Below are 20,810 nucleotides of genomic sequence, written 5' to 3' on the forward strand. Positions count from 1 at the left end.
TCAATGTTAAGACTCGATCAACTACTGGTCAGCCAAGGGTTAGCCAGTTCGCGTACACGTGCCCAGCGGCTTATTCGCCATGGGCGTGTGCGTTTAGAGGCGCCTTCGCGCTTGCTTACCAAACCCTCTGAAAAGTGGCCTGAGGATACACCGCTACTGGTCGACGACGACCCGGAGGAGCGTTATGTCTCTCGCGCCGGTTTAAAACTTGAAAGCGTGTTAACGGTTTTAAATAAGCGCCTGGATGACCATGTCATTTTGGATGTAGGGCAGTCCACGGGGGGCTTTACCGACTGCGCGCTGCACTTTGGCGCACGCCACGTGGTAGGTGTAGAAGTTGGCCATAGCCAGCTCGCGGAATCGCTACGTACCCACCCGCGTGTTACGTGCCTCGAAGGCCTTAACGCCAGGCACATGAGTTCATCCGTAGCACTGCAAGAAGCGATTACCGCGACTCCTATTGATACCGCAGTGATGGACGTCTCCTTTATTTCTCAGACGCTGATTTTGCCGGAGATCGCCGCACTGCTGCCAACAGGAGGAGAGCTAATTTCGCTGGTTAAACCTCAGTTTGAACTCACCCCTGGAGCGCTGGATAAGCGGGGCATCGTTCGACGCGCGGCCGACTACCACACAGTGGAAGAAAAGATTCGCAAGGCCTGTGACGCTTGTGGGTTAGCGGTGCAGCACTGGCAAGAGAGCCCGATTACCGGAGGAGACGGTAATCGGGAGTTTCTTCTTCATGCCCTTAAGCCTGCCCCCCTGACATACGCCTAACTATGCGTAGACGGCGGTAACTTATTAATTGACTGCACTTTGACCGACTCCCCCCGGTCACGGTGCAGCCATACATCCATCTGCTCAAACGCCACACGCACACCTGCTTTTTGAAACAGCTCATTTACCCGACAATTGATTTCATCCGTCGCAGGCAAGCGCTCCTTGATGTCATCAACAAAAATGCGCAGCTCAAAATTGAAGCTATGGTTGCCATAGCTCAAACAGAACACCTGAGGCTCCGGGTCAATCAACACCCGCTCGTTTTCATCTGCCGCCTGGCGTAAAAGCTGATGCACTTTGGCCAAGTCCGAGTTATGCGCAACGCCATACGTCAGCACGACCCTGGTCACGTTATCTGAAAGTGACCAGTTAATAAGCTGATCCGTCACAAAGGTTTTATTGGGAATAATAATTTCTTTGCGATCGAAGTCAGTAACGGTTGTTGCTCGTATCCTTATGCGGTTCACGGTCCCGTGCAAGTTACCCAGCGTAATCGTATCCCCAATGCGGATAGGCCGCTCGAACAGGATAATCAAACCTGAAATGAAGTTGGCAAAGATTTCCTGTAACCCAAAGCCCAGCCCCACACTGAGCGCCGCCACCAGCCACTGTAACTTGTCCCAGGAAACGCCCAGAGTGGCCAACGCAATCAGCATGCCCGTACCCACAATCGCATACGAGAGCAGCGAACTGATGGCATAGGCACTGCCCTGCTTTAGTGCCAAGCGAGACAAGACCATTACCTCTAAAAGGCCAGGCAGGTTACGCGCCATAATAAAGGTGACCGCGACCACCAGCAGCGCGGCAATAACATCCGTGACAGACAGTTCACTGCCAATCAAATCCTCATCGCCAGAATCCCACAGGGAAACGTGATCCAGATATCCCACCACGGATAAAAGATCCGACCAGACAAGATATAAAAGTAAGCTGAAGCCGATTAATAAAATCAGCTTGGAGAGGCGTAGCGACTGAGTATTGATTTTTTCCATATCCAGCGGCGGCTCTTCCACCACCTCCAGCCCCCCTTCAGCTTCCTCCTGCGCTTGAGCACGTCGGGCAAGTGCTCGTCGGTAAGCCAAGCGTCTGGCGGCAACAGCCAAACTACGCACTACCGTCGCCTCAACAACCACCCACAGCCCCAATAAATAAAGCGTGATAGCAAACCGTCCCGCCAAACGCAGTGCGGTATATTCATACCCCCACACGATCAAGCCCACCAATACGAGCGGGATGGCAGCCATGGCGAGTCCCAACACCAAACGGAATAAGCGAAGCCCAAAAAAAGGAACATGTGCCAAAATCAGCTTCGTTAGCCACCAGCTCATGGCTAACAGCCCCGCGACCATCAGGCCCAGTGCAATAGGACGCAAGGCTAGAGGTGCTTGCACCTGCCCCGATATTGTCGCAATCGCTATCACCGGAACCAGCGCAAACCCCAGCCAACGTAATAGCTTACGAATCTGGGCGTTATAACGAGCAGGCCAGGTAAAGTGCCGTTCGGCAACGCCATCAGGTGCGAGCAAACGCCGCCCCCACGCCACCACCCCCCAGCTTAACGCGAGTTGCATTAACGCAGGCGCAATACTGTGGGTTAATGCATCGTCTGTTTCGCGAAGCCCTACTCCAACACCGGCTAGCATCAACGGCCCCGGAATAGCCAATAGCGCGTTTAACAGCACTGCTTTTGGTGTGTGTAACTGAGTATCGCTTTTTAAACGACCAATCTGAGAATGGATAGTCGCCAAGCGCTCTTTTATCCGCGCGCGTAACCCGATGAGCAACAGACCAAGCAGCATCCATGGCAGCCCAAACACTATTTTCCAGGAAAGCGCCTGCCAGTGGTTTGAAAAAATGACTCGCCACTCGCCTTCTCGCCACTCCAGGCGAATGTTGTTGGGCAACTGGCGCAGCCAGTTAATATCCACAGGCTGACTGTTAGCGACCCAAAATAACTGCTCATAAATGGTGGTACGTAGCTCGCGTGTCGTGGTGAGCAGCTGCTTCTGATTCAGCTGTAGCTCAATCGCAGAACTTAAAAGGCTGCTGTAGGATTGCTCCAACTGCTCTACCAGCTCACGACGCTCTCTATAAATCTGGTTCAATGCGTCGATCACACTTGGGGCTGCCTCAAGGCCTGCCTCCTCCACGCGCTGAATGGCTAACCGTCTGCCGTGGCGCAACTGGTCACTCTGGCGGGTTAAATCAAACTGTCTCAATCGAAGATCCGCAATTTCATCCTGCAAATGTCGATGCGGAACTGGCGTAGGCAATGATTGGCGCTGCTCATTTAAAATAAGTGATAACAAATGACTCCCACGCATGGCATCGATCTGTTCATTGAGACTACGTTGCAATTGGAGTACATAGTCCAGATCACGCTGCGCCTCAAAATTCTCACGCAAGATAGTATTGCTGCGGTCAGTTGCCTGCAGCAGTTCCTGGCTTATGCGTTGATTAACTTGCTGGGCATCAAGTATGACAGGGTTGCCCTCAGCCAAAAGCGAATTATCCACGATGGCCTCGGCCGCCACTTGCTCAGACTCAAGGGTACGCTGAAGATCAATGGCACCCTCAAGTAAACCCAAGCGCTTTTCCTGGTAATCAATTTGCAACGAAAAGAGGTCGCGCCGTTGTTGCGCGAGTTCACGCAATCGGCTGTTAACACTTAACTCTCGTTGGTTATAAGCGGCATCTCGTTCCGCCAAGAGACGTGCCAAGCCAAGCTGTATGAGCTGCGCATCCTTTGAGAGTGGGAGCTGGCTATCCGTTAATAGCGCTTCGCGATCGTCGTACTCACGGCGTAACGTTTCAGCACGTTGCAGGGCATTGGAGATTGCCTGCTGGGCTCGCTCGGGTAACGTAATCGAGGCCAGTAACTGCGAGTTCACATCGGTCAACTCCCCTTGCAGCTGCTGCAGTTCAAGGACAGCATCTGCCTGCTGTGACGTTAAATCGTCCAACGACATATCGGCGAATGTTTGGGCAGTTAACTGCTGAAAACTCTCCTCCACCTCACCCAGCGCAAGCTCTAACTGGTACAACTGTTCAGGCGCCTCATCAACCCGCTGGTTAAGTACCTTTAAACGTTCATCATTAGCATCCAAACGTTGGTAAATTTCCAGCGCGTCCCTTAAATTGGTCTGCTCGCTAACCTGCTGCGCGGTTAGCTCACTGTCTACTGAATCGAGCGCTGCCAAGCGCTCCGCTATTGTCTCTTGTGAGGGTACTTGATCAACGTCAAAGGCGCCCTGAACGCTAACGCACACCGTCATCAAATAAAGCGCCAATAGCACCTTCAAGGTATAATTACAGATACATCTAACCACGGTTGATATACCCTCAGAAAAAAATGATAGTGGTAAAAATTAAATACCAGCCATTGTCAGGGGTTCCATTGACCTGCGCAACGAAGAGGTTGACTTACTCTCTTGGCATGTATAGAAACGACTCTGATAATTGATCCTTCCCCTTTATTATTTGCGAGTCGCTTCAATGGTCACCCGAAAAATGGTCACCCGAAAACTGCTGTATGCAAGCGTAATAGCCTTGCTAAGCACAGTAACGTACAGTAGCCCTGCCTTAGCCGACTCCCAGGAAGAAATTGAAGCGCGTATTCGTGAGCTCAATAGTGAACTCTACCAGCTTCAACAACAACTAAATAACCAGACAGCACTTGGCGACACGCCTTCAAAAGTGACGGTAAAGCAACCACCCGAAGTCGCCGCTCGTGAAGATATCATCGAACGCCGGCTGCTTGAGCAAGAATCAACACGCAATCCCTTTTCGATCACCACACACCGCCTTAACTATTTGTTCCCTGTCAGCTATAACGCAAAACCGAATGCTGAGAATTTTCGGGAAATCACCACTGATTCAGGCGCGGATCGCTACGAAATCAAGTTCCAATTAAGCGTTAAAGCCAACCTGGTAGAAGATGTTTTCGGCGATGCAGGGGATCTCTATTTTGGCTATACCCAGCGCAGCTGGTGGCAGGCTTACAATACCGATGCCTCCTCCCCGTTTAGAGAAACCAATTACGAACCCGAGCTGTTTATCGACTTCGATAACGCCTGGGATGCGCTTGGCTGGGTAAATACACGCAATCGCGTTGCATTTAATCACCAATCGAATGGCCGCTCAGACCCTCTCTCGCGCAGTTGGAACCGCGTCTACCTGGAAAGCACATTCCAACGTGGCGACTGGGCAGTGACGTTCGCTCCTTTTTGGCGCGTTCCTGAGTCGGCCAGTAATGATGATAATCCTGATATTGAACGTTATATGGGCTATGGCGATATCCATATTGCCAAGCGGCTCAATAACAATCATGAAATCAGCGCGTTATTTCGAGGCAACCCGGGCGCAGGTAACTACGGTACTCAAATTGACTACAGCTGGCCTACATTTGGCAACCTGCGCGGGCACATCCAGTATTACTATGGCTATGGTGAAAGCATGATTGACTACGATGATCGTGTTAACCGTCTAAGCATTGGTTTTAGTTTAAATCCCCTGTTTAGTGCGACGGGTTTGAACCGGTAAAAAATGGCCTTGTCTATCATGTGCCGGCTGCTATGCTGATATAGATTAATTCATTCATTCGTCAAAGGAAGACAAAATGGCTAAGCGTCAATTCGATACTGAGCACCGCGCTGACCAGTGGAAAGAAGATCTGCGCCACTTAAGCGACACCATAGAAGAACTGGTTAACGCAACGTCCAAGGATGCCAGCAGCGAAATGCACGACCTTCGTGCTCGTGCAGAAAGCCGCCTTAAAAACGCTCGTGAACGCCTGGAAGCTCGCGGCGAGCGAATTTATGATGAAACTCGTGAAACGCTTTCAAATCAAGTTGACTGCTGTGATCGTTATGTACGCGAAAACCCGTGGTCCAGCATCGGTATCGGCGCAGCCGTCGGTCTATTGGTAGGTATGCTGCTCGGACGCCGCTAATGTCTTTGGGGCCAACCCAACGCGTATTTTCTGCCGCCAAGCGCTTGGTAAGGTCACTGGTTGCTAACAGTGAAACCCGACTGCGTTTGGCGGTTTTAGAACTCGAAGAAGAGCGCGCTCGTTTAGTCACCCTGTTTCTTTTGACCGGCGCCAGCTTATTACTTTTATTGCTAGGTGTAATAACGCTTACCGCGCTAGTCATCGTGGTTTTTTGGGACTCTTACAGGCTGCTGGCGATTGGTGTCAGCGCGGGTGTCCTAATAGCAGCCAGTTTATTATTGGCAGCCATTGCTATTCGTCAGGCCAAACGGCATACGTTTTTAAAAGAAACGCTTAAACAACTAGCGGCTGATCGTGCTCTGCTTGAGGTGAAAAGCGATGAAGCAAACCAACAAAAGCGTTAAGCCGCCCAACCGCTCTAAGCGTATAAGCCGTGCTGAGCGCAAAGCAGCATTACTTGCACAGCTTGAGCAGCAGCGCATTGATATTCTGGTATGCAGCGATTATCTACAGCGTTCGGCCTCCCCACTTGATCAAAAGTGGCGCAGCATCAAGTTACCGCTTTATGCCGCTGGCGGTCTGCTCGCCTACAAATTTGTACGCAGACCGGGCGGAGTAATGGCAGCCGGTAGAAAAGCACTTGCAGGCTATATGCTTTTTCGCAAACTGAAGCTGCTTTCTAACGTTGTTACTTAATTGCCGGGCCGCACACGCGGCCTAGCAAGCTTGCCCACAAGCAACCCCACTCGCCCACGCCCACTGAAAGTTATACCCTCCAAGCTCACCAGTCACGTCCAGCACTTCTCCTATAAAGCGCAGTTGAGGCACATCTTTTACCTCAAACGATTTCGATGAGATAGCGTCTGTATTGACCCCGCCCATGGTTACCTCTGCCGTACGCCACCCTTCAGTGCCCGCTGGTTTAAGCTGCCATTGGTTAAGCCGATAGGCCCATTGATCTACTTCATCATTACTGTATTGAGCAAGCGGCGCTGCCTGATTCGAGTCTGGGTACCACTCTAAAAGTGCCTGAGCAAAGCGTTTGGGAAAGCGCTCTCCCAGCCAGGTGGATAGCTGACGTTTGGGTGTTGTTTGACGCGCCTCACGCAGTGACGCGGCGGCATCCTCGCCCGGCAATGTATCAATTTCTATGGATGAACCGGGCTGCCATACGCTGGATATCTGTAGCATAGAGGGGCCCGACAAGCCCCGGTGCGTGAACAGCATCGGCTCAACAAACCGCCGCCCTGCACAACTCACCGCGACAGGCAAGCTGAGTCCGGAAAGCGCAGCACTGCGCTCCTTCCAGAAATCACTCAGGGCAAAAGGCACTAGCCCAGGCCGAGTAGGCAACACGTCCAGGCCAAACTGACGTGCCAGCTCATAACCAAACCCGGTGGCGCCCATCGTGGGAATCGACAAGCCACCGCTCGCCACCACTACAATCCCAGCATCAATGCTCCCCATGGATGTCATCAGGCGCATGGCGTCGCCTTGCCTGGCGACTTTATTGATCTGAGTATTTAGCGCTATTTCCACACCCGCCCATTCGCACTCTGTCCATAGCACTCGCACAATCTCTTTAGCCGACGTTGCACAGAATAGCTGTCCAGGGGCTTTTTCCACGTACTCGACGCCATGCCGGTCAACCAGCTCTACAAAGTGTTCCGGCCGATAGCGCTTAAGCGCGGAAATACAAAAATACGGATTTTCAGAGTAAAAATGCTGAGGTGTGGTGCCAAGATTGGTAAAGTTGCAGCGGCCACCGCCGGACATCAGTATCTTCTTACCTGCCTTGTTGGCGTGGTCGAGTACCAGCACGCGTCGGCCTGCATAGCCAGCCTGTGCAGCGCACATTAGGCCTGCGGCACCGGCGCCGATAACCACGACATCATAAACCATAGAGAATTGCTCTTGGGGGGGAGAAGACACGCATTTTAACAGTTCAAGACCAAGAGAAAATGTTTCTTCACGTTTCATGACATCATATAAGAGTGCTAACCAGGATTACCCCCACGCCTGATACCGAGAAACCTATGTCCGCGTATGCCCGATCGTATTTGCTTGTTTTGCTCTTTGTTTTACTCTCAAGCCCCGCCCAAGGGCAAACCGCAGCACAGCCTGCACCTTCTGTGATTGGCAGCCGCGCAGAAATAATGACGTGGTCTGACCCACTGGAAGCCTTGGGCACCCTGCGTGCCGATGAGAGCGTTACGCTTTCTGCGACGGTCACCGATATTGTGGCCGAGATCAATTTTGAGGATGGCGCCCAGGTTGAACAGGGGCAAGTACTGATTCGCCTGGACGATGCCGAAGAGCAAGCCCAGTTGCGCTCAGCTCAAGCCATCAGTGACGAACGAAGTAACACGCTTGGTCGTACCATCCAGCTACAGGAACGCAACCTGGCCGCTCGGGCGGACCTCGAAGACTTTCAAGCACAGCTTCGCCAAGCGCAAGCCAATACACAGGTTATCGAAGCGCGGCTTACCAACTACCAAATCAAAGCGCCGTTCAGCGGCCGCGTGGGGTTGCGTACCCTTAGTACCGGCACACTGGTAACGCCCGGCATGGAATTGGTAACGCTCGACAAGCTGGATGTGATGAAGCTTGATTTTAGCGTTCCTGAACGCTTTCTAAGCCGCCTTTCAATCGGGCTGCCGCTCAGTGCTACGACAGCCGCCTACCCCGACGATAGTTTTACTGGCGACATTGCTAGTATCGGTACACGCATTGACCCTGTATCGCGAAGCGTTAACGTGCGAGCCGTGCTTGAAAACCCCGATATGCGCCTTCGGCCAGGTATGTTGATGGAAGTGGTCGTTCAACAGCGCGTACGCGATGCCATCGTGCTGCCCGAAGCGGCACTCGAACCCAGTGGCGACCAACACTATGTCATGGTGATTGACCAAAGTGGCCCTACCCCGCGCCTTGAAAGGCACAGCGTAGTGATAGGTGAACGGCGCTACGGGCAGGTAGAAATTCTTGAAGGCATTGAAGCTGGCGACCTAGTGGTTGTTCACGGCTTGCAACTGGCAAGAGACGGGCTGGAAGTACGTTTACTGGGCATCGTGGACGATGAAACGAGTATTCGCGCCTTATTGGAGGCCGATCGCTAATGCGTCTATCGGACATTTCCGTACAACGACCCGTGCTTGCCATGGTCATCGCCGCACTGATCATTGCCTTTGGCTTGCTGGCGCTTAATCGGCTTCCTCTGCAAGAGTATCCCACCGTGGATCCTCCCATCGTCAGTATTGATACCCGCTATCCGGGCGCGTCCGCCGATGTCGTCGAAACGCGCATTACCCAAGTACTGGAAGACCGAATTGCAGGCGTCGAGGGCATTGAGTTAATTACTTCCCGTAGCGAAGATGGCCGGTCGCGCATTGAAATTGAGTTTGGCATTGAAATGGATATTAACGCGGCGGCGAACGATATCCGTGACCGAATTTCGGGTGCCTTGCGTAACCTGCCCGACGATGCCGACGCTCCGGAAGTCACCAAGGCCGATAGCAGCGAAGAGATCGTGGTATGGCTAAGCCTCTCGGGCGCCGACTACTCAATTACCGAGCTTACGGATTACGCCAACCGCTTTCTGGTTGACAGCCTGTCTGTGCAACCGGGCGTTGCGCGTGTTCGCATCGGCGGTGGCCGGGATTACGCCATGCGCGTATGGCTGGACCGCAACGCGCTTGCCGCTCGCGGCCTGACCGTCGGCGATATTGAAGATGCCCTGCGCGCCGAAAACGTTGAGCTACCGGCAGGCTCCATCGAATCACAAGACCGCCAGTTTATCGTTCGCCTCCCGCGCAGCTTTGCAACTGCCGATGACTTTAAACGCCTGGCCCTTAATCAAAGTGATAATGGCTACCTGGTCCGATTGGCTGATGTTGCACGGGTAGAGGTCGGCTCTGTAGAAGATCGCTCCGTATTTCGCGCCAATGGCATTCCCATGGTCGGGCTTGGCATCGTTATGCAGTCGACCGCTAATGTCATTGAGCTTTCAAGTGCAGTTCGGAATGAATTGGAGCGCCTTCAAGAGACGCTACCCGAGGGCATGACGCTTGGCCTAACCCATGATGCCTCGGTCTTTGTTTCCGGTGCCATTGAACAAGTCGTGATGACGCTGTTTATTGCCATGGGCCTGGTCGTCGTGGTGATCTTTTTATTCCTGGGTAATCTGCGAACCACGCTGGTGCCTGCCGTTACCGTTCCTATTGCGGTCATTGGGGCTTTTACCGCGCTTGCCGTGATGAACTTTTCAATCAACTTGCTCACTCTGCTGGCGCTGGTGTTGGCGATTGGTTTGATTGTTGATGATGCCATTGTGGTACTGGAAAATATCAATCGCCGCATGCACGACTATGGTGAAACGCCGCTGGTAGCCGCTTTTAGAGGAACACGCCAGATTGCGTTTGCGGTTATTGCTACCACGCTGGTGTTGGTCGCGGTATTTGTTCCGTTAAGCATGCTGCAGGGCGACATTGGTCGGCTCTTTTCCGAGTTTGCCCTCACGATGGCGGCAGCCGTTGTTTTCTCGACACTCCTGGCGCTTACCCTAACCCCCATGATGGCGTCCAAGATTCTTAAACCCGGCATGCACGACAGCGCCGTGGGTAAAGGTGTCCAGTGGCTACTGGGTGTTACTCAGCGACGTTACCAGCGTATCCTTGAGTGGCTACTTGCACGCAGTTGGATAGTTGTCGGGGTATTTGCACTGTTGATCGCCATGACGGCATGGCTAACCACCGAGCTGCCCAATGAGTACACCCCACAAGAGGATCGTGGCAACTTTATCGTATTGGTGAATGGCCCTGAAGGCGCCACCTTCGATTACATGATGGACTACATGGATGAAATCGAAGCACGACTTGCTCCCCTGATAGAAACGGGTGAGCTTGAACGTGTGGTCGTACGTGCGCCACGCGGCTTTGGCAATATCGAGAATTTTAACGGCGGTTTTGTCATCATCAATATGGCCGATTGGGGCAGCCGCCGCAGCGCATGGGAAGTAATGGATGACGTGCGAGCGCTGCTAAGGCCACTGCCTGGCGTTCAGGCATTCCCCGTTATGCGTCAGGGCTTTGGCCAACGCACACAAAAGCCTGTTCAGTTTGTGATTGGCGGCGGTAATTACGCAGAACTCGCTCGCTGGCGCACCCTGCTGATGGACTATGTGCGGGAGGATAACCCACGCATTACGGCGCTTGAAAGCAACTATAACGAGACCCAGCCACAGCTCAGTGTCGAGATTAACTATGAGCGGGCAGCAGCGTTGGGCGTAACGATTACCGAAATAGGCCGTACGCTTGAAGTGCTGTTAGGCGGTCGCAACGTTACCCGCTACGTGGATAACGGCGAAGAGTACGACGTGATTATCGAAGGTGATCGCGATCGGCAGAACAGCCCCCGCGCCCTGGATAATATACAGGTACGCTCGGCACGTTCTGGTGAACTGATCCCTCTCGCAAGCCTCGTGACGCTTACCGACGTTGCTGGCGCCAGCACGTTAAACCGCTTTGACCGTATTCGAGCCATTACCATCGAGGCCAACCTGGCTGACGGCTACCCGCTTGGGGAGGCGCTTACATATCTACAAGCTACCGCCGACACGCTGTTGCCCGAAGAAGCACAAACCAACGTGGCAGGCCCTTCACGTGATTTTCAGCAGGCAAGTGGCGCGACCACCTTCCTGCTGATATTAGGCGCTATCGTGGTATTTCTAGTGCTAGCCGCACAGTTTGAAAGCCTTATCCACCCCTTTGTCATTATGTTGACAGTACCGCTTGCGATGAGCGGCGCTCTACTGGCCCTTTTGCTAAGCGGGCAGTCGCTTAACATTTATAGTCAGGTTGGCCTGGTACTATTGATTGGTCTGGCTGCCAAAAACGGTATTTTGATCGTCGAGTTTGCCAACCAGCTACGTGATGAGGGTAAAGCCTTTCGTACAGCGCTCATTGAAGCCTCCGTCACCCGACTACGGCCTATTTTGATGACCGCAATTACCACCATGGCCGGTGCCATACCACTGATTATTTCAAGCGGACCAGGCGCTGAGTCCCGCCTGGTGATTGGCACGGTGATAATGGCAGGCGTTGGTGCGGCGACACTGTTCACGCTATTTGTAGTACCCGTTGCGTACGACCTTCTGGCACGTCATACCGGCTCCCCCGGTGCGGTTAAACGGCGTCTGGAAGAGGAAATTTCCGACTCAGCCGGTTAGCGACGTGTTGCGGCTTTTCTTTCTAGAGGTAAAGAAAGGCTATCGGTCAAAAAAAGGGCGCCTCTTCAAAAGAGGCGCCCTTTTCAGGCATCAACGCAAGTGATTATTCACACTCACCTACACGCTGACCTTCAATAGCGGTATTCATGGTCAGCTCGCCCATTGGCGACTGAGTGAGAATATCAACGCTGCCGCTGATTTGCTCGCCCATAAAGCTCATATCGCCATCAATATTGGCTTCACCACCCTCTGCGCGACATACCATGCTGTAAGAGAGACCGTCAGCACTCATTTCCTGATTGAGAAGCTCGCAGCCATCTTCTTCTTCGATAAACCCAAACTCGGCGCCTTCAAGGTCATCCTGAGTAATACATTGACGCTCGGTTTCCGTTTGATCCGGAATATCCATGTCGCCACTGATGCTGGTCACGCTGACGAACTCCCACTCGCCTGGGGTAACATTCGGTGTTTCCGCCAAGGCGACCATCGGGAAGGCCAAAGTGGCCGCTACTACCATGTTTCGTAACATCATCGTTTCTCTCTTTAGCACGTTGAAAAACAGTCCGTGGAAAACCGCGTATATCCTACCTGATTCATCACTGCCATGCCCGGCTTCGCGCAGACTGCTACACTGCCGCCAAGCTCCAAACTTTTAAAGGTAGCTGCTTATGCACGATGACGCCTTGGTAAACCACGATTTTAACTGCCCCTATTGCGATGCGCCTCTGACGTTTGTCATCGACACCTCTCAAGGCAGCCACGCCACGTGGGAAGATTGCCATCAATGCTGTGCGCCTATTCAGCTTGAAATCATCATCTCGCCCATGACCGGCGAACTTGAAGCCGTGTTAACCGGCCGAGACGATGACGTTTTCTAGCCAAACGCCTCCTTGTTGCTAATTTATTTGCCGCTTGGCTTCGCTACGACGCATCAGGTACCACGCCAAAAACGTCACCAGCGATACCGTCAAAATAATCAGCGTCGCCAGCGCATTAATTTTAGGCGATACGCCCATGCGAACAGATGAAAACACCACCATGGGCAGCGTATTGGCGCCAGGACCAGACACGAAGCTTGCGATGACCAGGTCATCCAACGACAGCGTGAAGGCAAGCAGCCAGCCCGCCGCCAGCGCAGGGGCAATAATGGGTAGCGTGATAAAAAAGAATGTTTTAAGGGGTGGTGAACCTAAATCCATTGCCGCCTCTTCTATCGAGCTATCCAACTCGCGCAGCCGTGCCGCCACTACAATGGCAACGTAAGCGCTGCAAAAGGTGGTATGCGCAATCCAGATAGTGCCTACACCACGGTCGGCGGGCCAGCCTGTCAGCTGTGCCATTTGAACAAATAACAGTAGCAACGACAGCCCGGTAATGACCTCGGGCATGACAAGGGGTGCCGTTACCATGCTGGAAAGCGCCGTTTTTCCACGGAAGCGTCCAAATCGCGTCATTACAAACGCCGCGACCGTTCCCAAACATACCGCCATGCTCGCGGCAAAAAACGCGATTTTTAGACTCGTCCATACTGCCGAGAGAATTTGTTGGTCCTGGAACAGCGCCCCGTACCACTGGGTTGAAAAGCCCGCCCACACGGTAACGAGCCTGGAAGAGTTGAAGGAGTACACCACCAACACCGCCATCGGCAGATAGAGGAACACCAGGCCGAGTATCAGCATCAAGGTTGAAAAATGCGGCCGCCGTCGTACTACGCTCATTCTTCAAGCCCCCGAGACTGGTAACGGTGAAACCAAACAATCGGTATTAACAGCAGCAGTAACATCACCATTGCCAGCGCCGAGGCAACGGGCCAATCGCGATTAAGGAAAAACTCCTCCCAAAGTACCTTACCAATCATCAGCGTATCCGGGCCGCCCAATAGCTCGGGAATAACAAACTCGCCCACGGCCGGGATAAATACCAACATTGACCCCGCAATAATTCCCCCCATCGAAAGGGGCAGCGTTACCTTGATAAAAGTATTGAGTTTACGTGACCCAAGGTCCGAAGCGGCCTCCAGTAGTGAATTATCCAGCCGGGTTAGATGGGCATAAAGCGGCAACACCATAAAGGGAAGATAGGCATAGACAATACCTATCACCACGGCAAACTGCGTGTTCATCATTCGTAAAGGCGTATCGATCAGACCCAACCCTATCAGTAGATTATTGATAAGGCCGCTGTTACTTAAAATCCCCATCCAGGCATACACGCGAATCAAAAACGAGGTCCAGGAGGGCAACATTACCAGCAACAACAACAGAAGCTGCCAGCGTGCTGGGGCACGGGCCATGGCGTATGCCATCGGGTAGCCGATCAACAAACAGGCCACGGTTGAGATAAACGCCGTTTTTACAGACCCCCAATAGGCAGCTGCATACAGCGAATCGGAGAGTAAAAACAGATAGTTGCCCACGTTTAGAAAGATATGCAGGGTCTGGTTGGTATACTCAAGCAGCGGCCCATAAGGAGGGATCGCCACAACCCCTTCCGACAAACTGATCTTCAGTACCAGGGCAAAGGGCAGCAAAAAAAACAGCAGTAGCCATACAAGCGGCAAGGCAATCACCGCCCGACGCCCTAACTGTAAGCGTTTGAACAGGGCGGTGAGTTGAGATGGCATCATCGCAAGCAATCTCCCAAGTAGCCAGAAAGGGCCATTAGCGGTTCAACACGATGGCACTGTGGTCTTCCCAGTAGACATACACACTGTCTTCCCAGGTTGGCCGGTCACCTCGCCGTTCGGTATTCGCCATGCTGACTTTAATCAACTGACCCGAGGCGGTGCGTACGTAGTAAAGCGAAAAACCACCCAGGTAGGCGATATCGTGGACTTTACCCTCTGCCCAGTTGTAGTCAGACGAGGGTTTCTCGCGCGTTAGCCAGATTTTTTCCGGGCGCAGCGCTGCCCATACCCGCCGATCAACCGCTTGAGTTGTAATGCCGTGGTCGATATAAATGGGGCGTTCAAGCTCAGGCGATACGATTTGGCAGTGGTCAGCGGCATCTTCCACAATCTCGCCTTCAAACAGGTTCACCGTACCGACAAATTCCGCCACCATACGGCTGGCTGGGCTTTCATACACATCGACCGGCGAGCCGACCTGCTCAATCCAGCCATCGGCCATAATGGCGACACGATCCGCCATGGTCATGGCCTCTTCCTGATCGTGGGTCACCATAATGCAGGTCACGCCTACCTGCTCAATAATCTCGACCACTTCCAACTGCATTTCAGTACGCAACTTTTTATCCAGCGCGCCCATGGGCTCATCAAGCAGCAACAGTTTTGGCCGTTTGGCGAGGGAGCGCGCCAGCGCCACCCGTTGACGCTGGCCACCGGAAAGCTGATGCGGCTTACGCTTGGCAAAGCGCTCCATATGCACCAGTTTCAGCATTTGCGCCACGCGCGCATCTACTTCAGCCTTGGCAAGCCTGTCCTGTTTTAGCCCAAAGGCAATATTTTGCGCCACCGTCATGTGCGGAAATAGCGCATAGGATTGAAACATCATGTTAATCGGACGCTTGTAGGGCGGGACCGCGGTAATGTCTTGACCGCCCAGCAAAATATGCCCGTCCGTGGGAGTTTCAAACCCGGCAAGCATACGCAACAGCGTCGACTTCCCCGAACCCGAGCCGCCTAAAAGCGCAAAAATCTCACCACGCTTCACCTGTAAATTTACATTATCTACCGCCAAGGCCTCGTCAAAGCGCTTACATAAGCCTTTAACTTCTAGCACGATGTCTTCTGCAAACCGCGGTGCCTTGCCTTGTGGGCGCTGTACCGCCAAGGCAGACGCTGCCGTTTCGTTCACTGAAGGTTCGTTTGCCGAGGGTTCGCTCGCCGAATTTCCGTCCGACAGGGGCGTAGTGACCATTCGCCACTCCCATCAAAAGGCCCGGAAAACCGGGCATTAAAAGATGAACAGCGAGACAGGCAAAAGGCCTGGCTCGCTGCCGGATGAGGTTAGCTTAACGGCCAGACTTTACACGGTTCCACACACGCGTACGGATACGTTGTACCGGCTGTGGCATGTCAAGCGCCACATACAGGTTTTGCATAACCTCGGCTTCGGGATAGATCGCCGGGTCATTCAGAATTTCTTCCGGAAGGTAAGCATCGGCCGCCGCATTGGGGTTGGCGTAGCTGACGTAATCGGTAATTTCTGCGGCAATTTCCGGGTCCAGGATAAAGTTAATAAAGGCATGGGCGTTTTCAGCATTGGGCGCGTCCGCCGGGACCGCCATAACATCAAACCACAAGGCGGCGCCTTCTTTAGGAATGCTATAGCCAATGTCAAAATCACGCCCTGCTTCCTCGGCACGCTCAGCAGCCTGGAATACATCGCCTGAATATCCGCCTGCCACACAAATATCGCCATTGGCCAAGTCAGATACGTAGCGTGAAGAGTGGAAATAGGTAATATCATCGCGCACGGCGCTAATCACTTCACCGGCGGCTTCAAAGTCTTCCGCGTTTTCGCTTAGCGGGCTCAGGCCCAGGTAAGCCATGGCCGCGGGCAGCATTTCCTCACCCGTATCCAGCATTGAAATACCGCAACCCGCCTTTTTTAACGCGGAGGTAATTTCAGGGTCAAATAGCATTGCCCAACTATCGACCGGCGCATCATCGCCCAGGATTTCTTTCACGCGCTCAACATTGTAGCCAATACCGTTAGTGCCCCACATGTAAGGCACTGAGTAGTCGCCATCAGGGTCAATCGCGTCTAAATTTTCCATCAACTCGGTATTGAGATTTTCCAGGTTAGGTAACTGCTCTTTATCAAGCGCTTGATAAACGCCCGCTTGGCGTTGACGCGTAAAGAAGTGCGTAGAAGGCACCACTACGTCATACCCCGAACGGCCTGCCAGCAAGGCAGCGTCAAGCGTCTCATTACTATCATAAACATCGTAGGTAACATCAATGCCGGTACGCTCGGTGAATTTTTCAAGCGTTTCCGGTGCTATATAATCTGACCAGTTATATACCCGTACCTCATCGGCATGGGCGACTGTCGCCGCTGCGGCTAAAGAAACGGCCGCAACGGCCCCGGAAAGTTTGTGAATGTTCCCCATTTCGTGCTCCTCATTATCCAAAAACAGTTATTCAGCAACGGTTATTCAAAAACAGCTCTTCAAAACAGTACCATCTAGATTAACGCCAGCCATCAGCCACTCGCCGTTAGCGTGGGCTTTTCTACTGAACGCGAATTTTGCGGCGCAGCGGTCTCTATCGCAAGTCAATGTGAAAGATTCTTGTATTATAGTGGGCCTGCCCCCACTTCAAGGTCTGCGGAGCGTAGATAGGCTGCTGCATAATAGTAAAAGACTATACGCTAAATGGTGTTTTTCAATTTTAGCTATCAGGAAAATACCCCTACTATAGTCCTCAACATTTTCACCTTCATTCACAAGACACGGAGATAATCTGGATGTCCTTGATCAACACTGAAGTAAAACCGTTTAAAGCTACCGCCTATCTAGATGGCGAATTTATCGATGTCACCGAAGCTGACCTGAAGGGAAAATGGTCCATCTTCTTCTTCTACCCGGCTGACTTTACGTTTGTTTGCCCAACGGAGCTTGGCGACCTGGCCGACAACTACGAAGCCTTCAAAAAGCTGGGCGTTGAAATTTACAGCGTTTCAACCGATACCCACTTCACCCATAAAGCATGGCACGATAGCTCCGAAACGATCGGCAAGCTTCAGTACCCAATGCTGGCCGATCCCACGCTGCAAATCTCGCGTAACTTTGAAGTCCTGATTGAAGAAGCAGGCCTTGCAGAACGCGGCACGTTTGTTATCGATCCCGACGGTAAAGTTCAGATCGTTGAAATCAATGCGGGCAACATCGGCCGTAATGCCGAAGAGCTACTGCGCAAAGTTAAAGCTGCCCAGTATGTTCGTGAAAACCCCAACGAAGTATGCCCGGCCAAATGGAAAGAAGGCGAAGAAACACTCGCGCCCTCTTTAGACCTCGTTGGCAAAATCTAAACGGCGAGTGCTGCCATCTTCGTTATCTTAACCGCTCTTGAAGCGCCGCTTACGATAACGGCTTAACCAGATGGCAGCCTAACACCCGGGCTTTTTTCACCCGGGTGTTCTCTTTACATCGCGCTATTTGTTCTCCCTTTTATACCGATCTTCGCTGTGATTATCACAAGCGCGGGCTAAATGTGGCTAAGGGTTGAGAACACCTTTTACAGATTACGAGGAATTCACTGTCATGTTGGACGCTAATTTAAAAAATCAGTTGAAAGCTTACTTGGAAAAAGTGACTCAACCGTTCGAGATCGTTGCGTCCCTTGATGACGGTGACAAGTCACGTGAACTTCACGGCTTGCTGGAAGATATCAACGGGCTGAGTGACATGATCACCCTGAAAACGGATGGTCAGGATAGCCGCACACCCTCTTTTGCGATCAACCGCACAGGTGAAGAGACGGGTGTTGTATTTGCCGGTATCCCCATGGGCCACGAGTTTACATCGCTGGTTCTGGCACTGCTGCAAGTAGGCGGACACCCACCGAAAACCTCTGACGAGGTGCTTAACCAGATTAAAGCGCTCGAAAGCGACATGCTCTTTGAGACCTACTACTCGCTGTCCTGCCAGAACTGCCCCGATGTGGTTCAGGCGTTAAACCTGATGGCGATCTTTAATCCCAACGTCCGCCATGTGGCGATTGATGGGGCGCTCTTCCAGGACGAAGTTGAAGAGCGTGAAATTATGTCAGTGCCCAGCATTTATCTAAACGGTAAGCCGTTCGATCAGGGCCGCATGACCCTTGAGCAAATTCTGGCCAAAGTGGACACGGGCGCCGCCGACCGCGAAGCCAAAAAGCTAAGCACCAAAGCCGCATTCGATACGCTGGTGATCGGCGGTGGCCCCGCGGGTGCTGCGGCTGCCATTTATTCTGCACGCAAAGGCATTAGTACCGGTGTTGCGGCTGAGCGTTTTGGTGGCCAGGTAGCGGATACCATGAGTATCGAAAACTTTATTTCGGTCACTCATACAGAAGGTCCCAAGCTTGTTAGCGCGCTTGAAGAGCACGTCAAGGATTACGACGTTGATGTAATAAACTTGCAAACGGCAACTACCTTTAAAGCCGCTGAGGCCGAAGGTGGCTTGCACGAAGTGACCTTTGAGTCAGGTGCAAAACTCAAGAGCAAAACACTGGTTCTGGCGACCGGCGCCCGTTGGCGCGAAATGAATGTCCCCGGCGAGCAGCAATACCGCAACAAAGGCGTTGCTTACTGCCCGCACTGCGACGGCCCACTATTTAAAGGCAAGCGCGTCGCGGTTATTGGCGGCGGCAACTCTGGCGTTGAAGCTGCCATTGATCTGGCGGGCATCGTTGCTCACGTCACCCTTTTCGAATTTATGGGTGAAATGCGAGCTGATGCGGTACTGCAGAAAAAACTTAAGAGCCTGCCCAACGTGGACATTATCTTAAATGCTCAAACCACCGAAGTAACCGGTGACGGCAGCCGCGTTAATGGCCTGACCTACAAAGACCGCAACACCGATGAGACTAAAAACATCGCGCTGGAAGGCATCTTTGTCCAGATTGGCCTGGTGCCAAATACCGAGTGGCTGAAAGGCTCGCCCATCGAAATGACGCCGCGCGGGGAGATCATCGTCGACTCTCACGGCATGACCTCGGTACCCGGCGTATTTGCCGCGGGTGATGTTACCACGGTGCCTTACAAGCAGATTATTATTGCCATGGGCGAAGGCGCAAAAGCCTCACTTGGCGCGTTTGATTACCTGATCCGTAACTAATCGCCAAGCACCAACACCAAAAAGCGGGTAGTGGTTTTCCACTACCCGCCTCCCCTATCCCTTTGACGTATAAGACCGTGACGTCATAACCGCTGCCCTACGTAATATTATTCGGCCAAGGCTTGCCGATACCGAAGGCTCTAAGAAAATCCGGCTCTCTCCCCTGGAGGCCGGATTTCTTTGTCTTTAACCCACCGGCCAGCAGCCACCAACCAGATAGTCTAGTCGCAGCAACTCATCAAAAAAAGGGATTCTGAGCAGGACAACGCTTGCAGATGAACCAACTAATGCCTCTTCTACGAAACATCGCTCTGTTTAGGTATCACACTGCACACAGTGCACGCCGGATCACGCGGTACGTTGAAGTGGCGCCACTGGCCTCGTAGGCCATCAAAGGTTGCAAGCCCTTGGTGGGTTTGCCCGGCGCCGCTTAGCAATTTGAACGCCTCAACAGCTTGAAAACATCCGATTAACCCCACCAACGGCGCCATCACACCACTTTCTGCGCAGCCAAGTGCTTCATCGCCCATATCGTCCGGTGGGTAAAGGCAAGCATAGCAGGGGCAGTTTGGGTCACGGGGGCTAAACACCGCAAGCTGACCAGAAAAGCGAATGGCAGCGCCTGACACCAACGGAACACCTACTTTTTGCGTGGCAGCATTGATGGCATAGCGGCTGGAAAAACGATCCGTACAATCCAGCACCACATCGGCAGCAGCAACGAGCTGCTCCAGGGCTTCACCCTCCGCATGAGTTTCAAGTGCTGTAATACGGCAATCCGGGTTTAGCGCCTGCATACTGGCCTTGGCAGAAGCCGCCTTGTTCTGCCCAATGCTTGCCTGCTGATGAGCAATTTGACGCTGAAGGTTAGACAACTCGACATGATCAGCATCTACAATCGTTATCTGCCCGACACCCGCAGCGGCCAGGTAAAGAGCCGCCGGCGAGCCCAACCCTCCCGCACCGATGATCAGAGCATGGGCACTACGCAAGCGCTCTTGCCCTTCAATATCCACTTCAGGCAGCATAATGTGGCGGCTGTAGCGCAGCAGTGTCTGATCATCCATCATC

The 20,810-nt window shown here is 52.8% G+C and carries 18 protein-coding genes; 10 read left to right on the forward strand and 8 right to left on the reverse strand.

Features of this window, described 5'->3' with window-relative positions; all coding sequences use genetic code 11:
- Positions 1–3: 3 nt before the first annotated feature.
- Complete coding sequence (locus tag ACT3T7_RS13800; RefSeq protein ID WP_444631355.1) at positions 4–777, forward strand: TlyA family RNA methyltransferase; 774 nt, start codon at positions 4–6, stop codon at positions 775–777.
- On the opposite strand, the gene mscK is transcribed toward ACT3T7_RS13800, so the two are convergent.
- Entirely contained in the window at positions 774–4,076 is a 3,303-nt protein-coding gene (mscK, locus tag ACT3T7_RS13805) for a mechanosensitive channel MscK (protein ID WP_444631356.1), read from the reverse strand. The two genes, ACT3T7_RS13800 and mscK, sit on opposite strands and share 4 nt — an antisense overlap.
- A 214-nt stretch (positions 4,077–4,290) precedes the next feature.
- On the opposite strand from mscK, the gene ACT3T7_RS13810 reads away from it, so the two are divergent.
- The 4 genes from ACT3T7_RS13810 to ACT3T7_RS13825 all read left to right on the forward strand — a co-directional run bounded on the left by ACT3T7_RS13810 (position 4,291) and on the right by ACT3T7_RS13825 (position 6,427).
- Positions 4,291–5,322 carry a phospholipase A gene (locus tag ACT3T7_RS13810; protein WP_444631357.1) on the forward strand — a complete coding sequence of 344 codons (1,032 nt, stop codon included), beginning with the start codon at positions 4,291–4,293 and terminating at the stop codon, positions 5,320–5,322.
- Positions 5,323–5,398: 76 nt separating this feature from the next.
- Positions 5,399–5,731, forward strand: a complete 333-nt coding sequence (locus tag ACT3T7_RS13815) for a DUF883 family protein (RefSeq protein ID WP_172117107.1) — start codon at positions 5,399–5,401, stop codon at positions 5,729–5,731.
- A complete protein-coding gene (locus ACT3T7_RS13820; protein ID WP_444631326.1) occupies positions 5,731–6,135 on the forward strand; it encodes a phage holin family protein in 405 nt (134 codons plus the stop codon). Before ACT3T7_RS13815 ends, ACT3T7_RS13820 begins: the two co-directional genes overlap by 1 nt.
- A complete protein-coding gene (locus ACT3T7_RS13825) occupies positions 6,110–6,427 on the forward strand; it encodes a YqjK family protein (protein WP_172117109.1) in 318 nt (105 codons plus the stop codon). The genes ACT3T7_RS13820 and ACT3T7_RS13825 overlap by 26 nt, the downstream gene beginning before the upstream one ends.
- 21 nt (positions 6,428–6,448) lie before the next feature.
- Here ACT3T7_RS13825 and ACT3T7_RS13830 read toward each other — a convergent pair whose 3' ends face one another.
- Positions 6,449–7,633 carry an NAD(P)/FAD-dependent oxidoreductase gene (locus ACT3T7_RS13830; protein ID WP_172117110.1) on the reverse strand — a complete coding sequence of 395 codons (1,185 nt, stop codon included), beginning with the start codon at positions 7,631–7,633 and terminating at the stop codon, positions 6,449–6,451.
- 134 nt (positions 7,634–7,767) lie between these two features.
- Here ACT3T7_RS13830 and ACT3T7_RS13835 point away from each other — a divergent pair, with 134 nt between their 5' ends.
- Positions 7,768–8,847: an efflux RND transporter periplasmic adaptor subunit gene (locus tag ACT3T7_RS13835; RefSeq protein ID WP_444631327.1), complete on the forward strand. Its 1,080-nt coding sequence runs from the start codon at positions 7,768–7,770 to the stop codon at positions 8,845–8,847.
- On the forward strand, positions 8,847–11,954 hold the full coding sequence (locus tag ACT3T7_RS13840) for an efflux RND transporter permease subunit (RefSeq protein WP_444631328.1): 3,108 nt from the start codon (positions 8,847–8,849) through the stop codon (positions 11,952–11,954). The genes ACT3T7_RS13835 and ACT3T7_RS13840 overlap by 1 nt, the downstream gene beginning before the upstream one ends.
- 103 nt (positions 11,955–12,057) lie before the next feature.
- Here ACT3T7_RS13840 and ACT3T7_RS13845 read toward each other — a convergent pair whose 3' ends face one another.
- Positions 12,058–12,486, reverse strand: coding sequence for a DUF3617 domain-containing protein (locus tag ACT3T7_RS13845; protein ID WP_172117113.1), 429 nt, complete (start codon positions 12,484–12,486; stop codon positions 12,058–12,060).
- Between the two features lie 136 nt (positions 12,487–12,622).
- On the opposite strand from ACT3T7_RS13845, the gene ACT3T7_RS13850 reads away from it, so the two are divergent.
- The gene (locus tag ACT3T7_RS13850) at positions 12,623–12,832 is read left to right on the forward strand and encodes a CPXCG motif-containing cysteine-rich protein (RefSeq protein ID WP_087106752.1); all 210 of its coding nucleotides are present in this window, start codon (positions 12,623–12,625) and stop codon (positions 12,830–12,832) included.
- An 18-nt stretch (positions 12,833–12,850) separates the two neighbouring features.
- Here the strand turns inward: ACT3T7_RS13850 and ACT3T7_RS13855 are convergent, their stop codons facing one another.
- From ACT3T7_RS13855 to ACT3T7_RS13870, 4 genes are all read right to left on the reverse strand, one after another.
- Entirely contained in the window at positions 12,851–13,672 is an 822-nt protein-coding gene (locus ACT3T7_RS13855) for an ABC transporter permease subunit (protein WP_193054962.1), read from the reverse strand.
- The gene (locus tag ACT3T7_RS13860) at positions 13,669–14,580 is read right to left on the reverse strand and encodes an ABC transporter permease subunit (RefSeq protein WP_441679081.1); all 912 of its coding nucleotides are present in this window, start codon (positions 14,578–14,580) and stop codon (positions 13,669–13,671) included. The genes ACT3T7_RS13855 and ACT3T7_RS13860 overlap by 4 nt, the downstream gene beginning before the upstream one ends.
- 34 nt (positions 14,581–14,614) lie before the next feature.
- Positions 14,615–15,832, reverse strand: coding sequence for a polyamine ABC transporter ATP-binding protein (gene potA / locus ACT3T7_RS13865; RefSeq protein ID WP_444621934.1), 1,218 nt, complete (start codon positions 15,830–15,832; stop codon positions 14,615–14,617).
- Positions 15,833–15,926: 94 nt separating this feature from the next.
- Entirely contained in the window at positions 15,927–17,030 is a 1,104-nt protein-coding gene (locus tag ACT3T7_RS13870; RefSeq protein ID WP_172117117.1) for a polyamine ABC transporter substrate-binding protein, read from the reverse strand.
- A gap of 356 nt (positions 17,031–17,386) precedes the next feature.
- On the opposite strand from ACT3T7_RS13870, the gene ahpC reads away from it, so the two are divergent.
- Together ahpC and ahpF are read left to right on the forward strand one after the other, a co-directional pair.
- The gene (ahpC, locus tag ACT3T7_RS13875; protein WP_193054966.1) at positions 17,387–17,950 is read left to right on the forward strand and encodes an alkyl hydroperoxide reductase subunit C; all 564 of its coding nucleotides are present in this window, start codon (positions 17,387–17,389) and stop codon (positions 17,948–17,950) included.
- Between the two features lie 232 nt (positions 17,951–18,182).
- Positions 18,183–19,739 (forward strand): alkyl hydroperoxide reductase subunit F, encoded by a 1,557-nt coding sequence (gene ahpF, locus ACT3T7_RS13880; RefSeq protein WP_444622560.1) that lies wholly within the window; start codon positions 18,183–18,185, stop codon positions 19,737–19,739.
- Between the two features lie 296 nt (positions 19,740–20,035).
- Here the strand turns inward: ahpF and ACT3T7_RS13885 are convergent, their stop codons facing one another.
- The gene (locus tag ACT3T7_RS13885; protein ID WP_444622561.1) at positions 20,036–20,809 is read right to left on the reverse strand and encodes a HesA/MoeB/ThiF family protein; all 774 of its coding nucleotides are present in this window, start codon (positions 20,807–20,809) and stop codon (positions 20,036–20,038) included.
- Position 20,810 lies beyond the last annotated feature (1 nt).

The organism is Halomonas sp. 111 (assembly GCF_052379685.1).
Taxonomy (GTDB): Bacteria; Pseudomonadota; Gammaproteobacteria; order Pseudomonadales; family Halomonadaceae; genus Vreelandella; species Vreelandella citrativorans.